The sequence below is a fragment of the Enterobacter sp. CM29 genome, assembly GCF_013179605.1.
GTDB lineage: Bacteria > Pseudomonadota > Gammaproteobacteria > Enterobacterales > Enterobacteriaceae > Enterobacter > Enterobacter intestinihominis.
The window spans coordinates 1-5,912 of record NZ_JABMCU010000235.1 but is presented as its reverse complement, the minus strand read 5'-3'; the positions used below and the strand labels follow the sequence as shown (position 1 = coordinate 5,912).

Below are 5,912 nucleotides of genomic sequence, written 5' to 3'. Positions count from 1 at the left end.
CGGCAGGCAATGAGAGCGCCCCGTCGGCCGGGATCACCATTGTGGTCGACACCGTTTCCACCACGCCGGTGATTACCAGCGTGACGGATAACGCAGGCAATGCGGCAACGCCTGTCCCAAGCGGCGATCCAACCAACGACACTACGCCAACCCTGACCGGTAGCGCCGAGCCGAACAGCGTCGTCGCCATTTTTGATGGCGCTACGCAAATTGGTACGGTGGCAGCAGACGGCACCGGTGCCTGGACATTTACCCCTGAAACCGCCCTCGGCGAAGGGACGCATGACTTTACTGTCAGAGCGACGGATCCGCAGGGCAACGTCAGCCAGCCGTCCAACGCCTGGAGCGTCGAAATCGATCTGACTGCGCCACAGGTGCCGACGATCGTTACGGTCAGCGACAACGCCCCGGGAGGCGCAACCGGCCCGCTTACCGCCGGGCAGGTGACCAATGACACCACGCCAACCCTCAGCGGCACCGGCCAGGCGGGTACCATCATTCACGTGCTGAATAACGGCGTGGAGATTGGCACCACCACGGTCGACGGCAGCGGCAACTGGAACTTTACGCCGGATCCGGTACTGACGGACGGGACGTATAACCTGCGCGTTAACGCCAGCGATGATGTCGGAAACGTCTCCGCCAACTCGCCAGTGTTCGCCTTTACGGTGGATACCGCCGGGCCTGCGGCCCCGGTGGTTACCACGGTAATAGACGATGTCAGCCCGGGAACGGGAACCCTCGCCAGCGACGGCTCCACGAACGACACCCGTCCAACATTCAACGGTACGGGGGAAGTGGGCGCAACGGTACACGTTATTGTCGATGATGTGGAAATTGGCACGGCGGTCGTCAACGCCCAGGGTAACTGGACCTTCACGCCGACCACTGAACTGGGCGAAGGGCCGCACGTTATTACCTTCAACGCCACCGATGCCGCAGGCAATACCGGGGTCACCTCACCACCGTTCAACCTGACGGTGGATACCTCGGTGCCTGAGGCACCGGTCTTTACCCCGGCCACTGACGATGCAGGTACCGTGCTGGGCCCGGTCGCCTCGGGACAAAGCACAGACGACACCACGCCAACACTGAACGGCACCGCGGCGGCCAACGCGACCATCACCATTTATGAAAGTGGCCGTGAAGTGGGTACCGCCGTGGCGGACGCAAACGGCGTATGGAGCTTTACCACCAGTACGCTGGCAAACGGCAGCCACACCTGGACCGCCACGGTAACCGATGCCGCGGGCAACGTCAGCCCTGCCTCACCAGGCTTTACGCTGGTGGTGGATACGGCTGCGCCTGTCGCGCCGGTTATCACCCAGGCGATTGACGACGTTGGCACCATCACCGGGGCAATAGGTTCCGGCCAGACCACCAACGATCCTCTCCCGCGTCTGGTGGGGACCAGCGAGCCGCTGGCCACCGTGAATATTTATGAGGGCACCACGCTGGTGGGCACCGGTACTGCCGATGCCGATGGCAACTGGACCGTCGATATCACCGTGCCGCTGGACAGTGGGTCACACACCTTTACCGCAGAAGCAACGGATCAGGCGGGTAACACCAGCACGTCGTCCGCCGACTTCAGCCTGACCATTGACACCACGCCGCCAGCGCTGCCGGTGCTGACCAGCATCACCGACGATGTCGGTAACGCCGCTGCGCCTGTCGCCAACGGCGGGTTAACCAACGACGCGCGGCCAACGATCACCGGTACGGCAGAAGCCGGCGCGACGGTCACCATCTTTGATAATGGGGTACAGATTGGCACCGCAGTCGCCACCGGCGGCGCGTGGAGCTTTACGCCTTCCACCCCGCTGGCTGACGGGCCGCATAATCTGACCTTCTCCGCCACCGACGCGGTGGGCAACGCCAGCGCGCAGACCGGCGGTTACACCATTAATGTGGATGCCACCGCCCCTGTCGTACCGGCAATCACCTCGATTGAGGATGATGTGGGGACCGTCACCGGACCTGTTACTGGCACCAACCCAACCAACGACACCCGTCCGACCTTAAACGGTACGGCAGAAGCCAATGCCACCGTACGTATTTACGACGGCACGACGCTGGTGGGGACCGTCACTGCCGATGCCAACGGCAACTGGACGCTGCCGCAAACCAGCACCACGCTGACGGAAGGCGCGCATAACTTCACCGCAACCGCCACCGATGCCGCGGGCAATACCAGCGCGCCATCGCCGATTATCACGATCAACGTTGACCTGACGCCGCCAGCAGCCCCAACCGGGCTGGCGGTGATCACCAACGGGACGCAGGTTACCGGTACGGCGGAAGCGGGAAGTACCGTCACCATCACCAGCAGCACCGGAACCGTGCTTGGTACCGCCGTCGCGGACGGCAGCGGAAACTTCAGCGCCACCCTCACCCCTCCACAGACCGGCGGGGAGTCACTGATTGTCTTTGCTACGGATAAGGCCGGTAACGCGGGTATCACCACCTCCGTGATTGCCCCGATCACCACGATCCCGAACGCGCCGGTTATCGCAAACATCGACGATAACATCGGCACGGTGACGGGCAACCTTACCAACGGGAAAACCACCGATGACACCACGCCAACCCTGAGCGGCACGGCGCAGCCGAACGCGACCATCACCCTCTATAACAACGGGGTGCTGATGGGCACGGTCACCGCGAATGCCAGCGGCAACTGGAGCTTCACCACGCCGGTGCTGAGCGAAGGCCCGCATGCCTTCACCGCCACGGCGAGCAACGGCTCGGGCACCAGCCCGATTTCCACGTCGACCACCGTCATTGTCGATCTCACTGCGCCAACGGCTCCAACCGGGACCTTCAACGCAGACGGCAGCGTACTGACCGGTAGCGCTGAAGCGGGCAGCACCGTCACCATCCGCCTGGCGGATAATTCAACGGTCACCGCCACGGCGGACAGCAACGGTTCCTGGAGCTACACCTTCCTCAATAAACAGACGGAAGGTCAGACGCTGCAAATCACCGCCACCGATGCGGCAGGCAACGTTTCGCTGCCCGGCTCAGCCCTTGCGCCGGTGGTGCCGCTCTCTGCCAGCACCAACGCTGAAGAACTGGCGCTCACGACCACCGCCACGGTGACCAACTCGCAGTACAGCGACTATGGTTTCCTGCTGGTAGGCGCCTTAGGTAACGTGCTGACGCTGCTCGGCAACGACACCGCGCAGGTAGGTTTCACCGTCGGCAACGGCGGCAGTGCGGATATTGCCGTGAACGCCAACGCCACGGGGGCCGTTCTTTCCCTGCTCAATACCCTTGAGCTGGTGGTACAGCGCTTCGACGCCGCCAACAACACCTGGACCACCGTGGTCGATACCGGGCAGCCGCAGTTCGCTGACCTGTTGACCCTCGGCGCGACGGGGGTATCGCTGAACCTGAACGGGCTGGCGAATGGTCAGTATCGCGTCCTGAGCTACAACACTAACCTGCTGGCAACCGGCTCTTACACCAGCCTCGATGTGGCGGTGAAAGAGACCAGCGCAGGCACCGTGTCCGGCGAGACCAGCGTTGTCGGGAACGTCATCACTGACGTGGATCCAACCGCAGGCAGCGACAACGCCCCGGCGGGCACCACCGTCACTACGGTCACCAACGCCCAGGGCACCACCACCAGCGTTACGGCTGACGGCACGGTGATTCAGGGGCAATACGGCACGCTGACCATCAACCTGGACGGCAGCTATACCTATAACCTGACCAACACCAGCGCCGCCGTCATTGGCCGCACGGAGAACTTTACCTACACCATCACCCATAACGGCACCAGCGCCTCGGCAAATCTGGTTCTGTCGCTGGGCGAAGGCACTACCAGCAGCGGGATCGTGGCCGTGGACGATACCGCCTCGCTGACCTTCGACACCACCGTGGAGGCGATCAACAACGGCACCTCGTCGCAGGGCGGCTTTACCCTGGTGGGGATCAACCTTGGCAATACCCTGGGGCTGAACCTGCTGGACGATCTGGCCAACCCGATCATTTATAACGTGGAAGAAGGCACCACCCGCACCATGACCGTTCAGGCGTCCGTGGGCGGCGTCGCGCTGGCCTCGGTGTTCGACCTCTACATCTATAAGTTCAACAATGCGACGCAGACCTTCGAGCAGATGCGCGTTGAACCCGGTTGGCTGCGCGCGCCGCTGCTGGGCGGCACCTCCCCGCAGCTGACGTTGAACCTGCCCGCTGGCGAGTACCTGTTCCTGCTCAATACGGCGGCGGGGATCACCGCGCTGACGGCCTACACGCTGAACGTCTTGCAGGATCATGTCTACAGCGTGGCAAGCGTGAGCGAGAGCACGACCGGGGATGTGCTGGCGGATGATATTGCGCCAGCAGGTACCGTGGTCTCCGACGTTAACGGCGTGGCGGTGAACAGCAGCGGCCTGACGGAGATCACCGGCGAGTACGGTACGCTGCGGATCAACGCAGCCGGGGAGTACACTTACACCCTGGACAGCGGGGTCGGCGCTGACAGCATCAGCACGCCGGATACCTTCGTCTACACCATCACCGCGCCGAACGGCTCGAAAGACACGGCATCGCTGAACATCACCCCGACCGCGCAGCCAATGGACGCGGTGAACGATGTCAGCACGGCGATGGACGTGAACTCGGTGCACCGCACCGCCGCATACTCGGATACCACCGTCGGGTCGGCGAGCTGGAACGCCGCGCTGCTTGCCTCAACCCAGGGCAGCGGGAGCGGGACCTTCGTGGTGGATCCTAATACTGCACTGCATAACGTGGTTCTGTCGTTTAACGTCGCCTCGCTGCTGACCCTTACCGGGTTAACGGTCGACTGGACGCTGACCAACGGCACCACCACCCTCAGATCCGGCTCATTTAACGGCGGGCTGCTGCTGGGCGGCAGGGCGACGATCAACCTGACGGGCCTCGATCTGGAAGCGGGAACCTATACGCTGAACTATACCGGCAGAATGGGACCGCTGGGGGTGGGAAATATCACCGTTACCCCAAGCGTCACCGGGACCAGCTACTCCCTGTCGCAGTTTGACGCCACGGGCACCCACACCGTTGACGGCAATATCTTCGACGGCACCGGCTCCGCGGGCGCGATGGACCAGCTGCACTCGGTCGATACCCGTCTCAGCATTACCGGCTACGACGGCGTAACCACCACGCTGGATCCTTACACCGGCAGCACGCAGGTAAACATCACGGGTCACTACGGCACGCTGGCGATTGCCGCAGACGGCAGTTACACCTACACACTCAACCCGGGGATATCGTTCTCTACCATCACCAGCAAGGAGGTCTTTAACTACACCCTGACCGACGCCAACGGCACCCGGGATACCGCCTCGCTGACCATCAATATGGCACCGAAATTTGTCAGTTCGGAACATAACGATGTGATTAGCGGCACGGCCTACGGCGACACGCTGATTTATCAGGTGTTGAACACTACGGCGGGTAACGCCACCGCAGGTAACAGCACGGGTGACCACTGGACGAACTTCTCCCTGTCGCAGGGAGACAAGATCGACATTGGCGATCTGCTGGTGGGCTGGAACGGTAGCGCGTCGACGCTGGGGAACTATGTCTCTGTTTCACAAAGCGGTAACAATACTGTGATCTCCATCGACCGTGACGGCACGGGAGCCGCCTACACTAAATCTACGCTCGTTACGCTGGACAACGTTCAGACCACCTACGACGAGCTTGTAAACCAGCAACACATCATTACCTGATAGCACCTGCAAGAAATGACCCGGGCGCGCACAGCGCCCGGGCATAAACAAAAAAGCAGTACTTTTTTATTAGGGACAAGACATGGGAAAGAAGATGCCTTACTGGTGGCTCTCGTGCTGCCTGATATCTGTGCCCGCTATCGCGGCAAACCCTGCGGCGATGATTAATACCGGACAATTAAG

1 protein-coding gene is annotated in these 5,912 nt (G+C 62.0%); it reads left to right on the top strand.

What is annotated here, in order from left to right; genetic code table 11:
* Window positions 1-5,729, top strand: a 5,729-nt coding sequence (locus HP459_RS20565; RefSeq protein ID WP_171936750.1) for a BapA/Bap/LapF family large adhesin, incomplete at its 5' end; no start/stop codon positions are given.
* Window positions 5,730-5,912 lie beyond the last annotated feature (183 nt).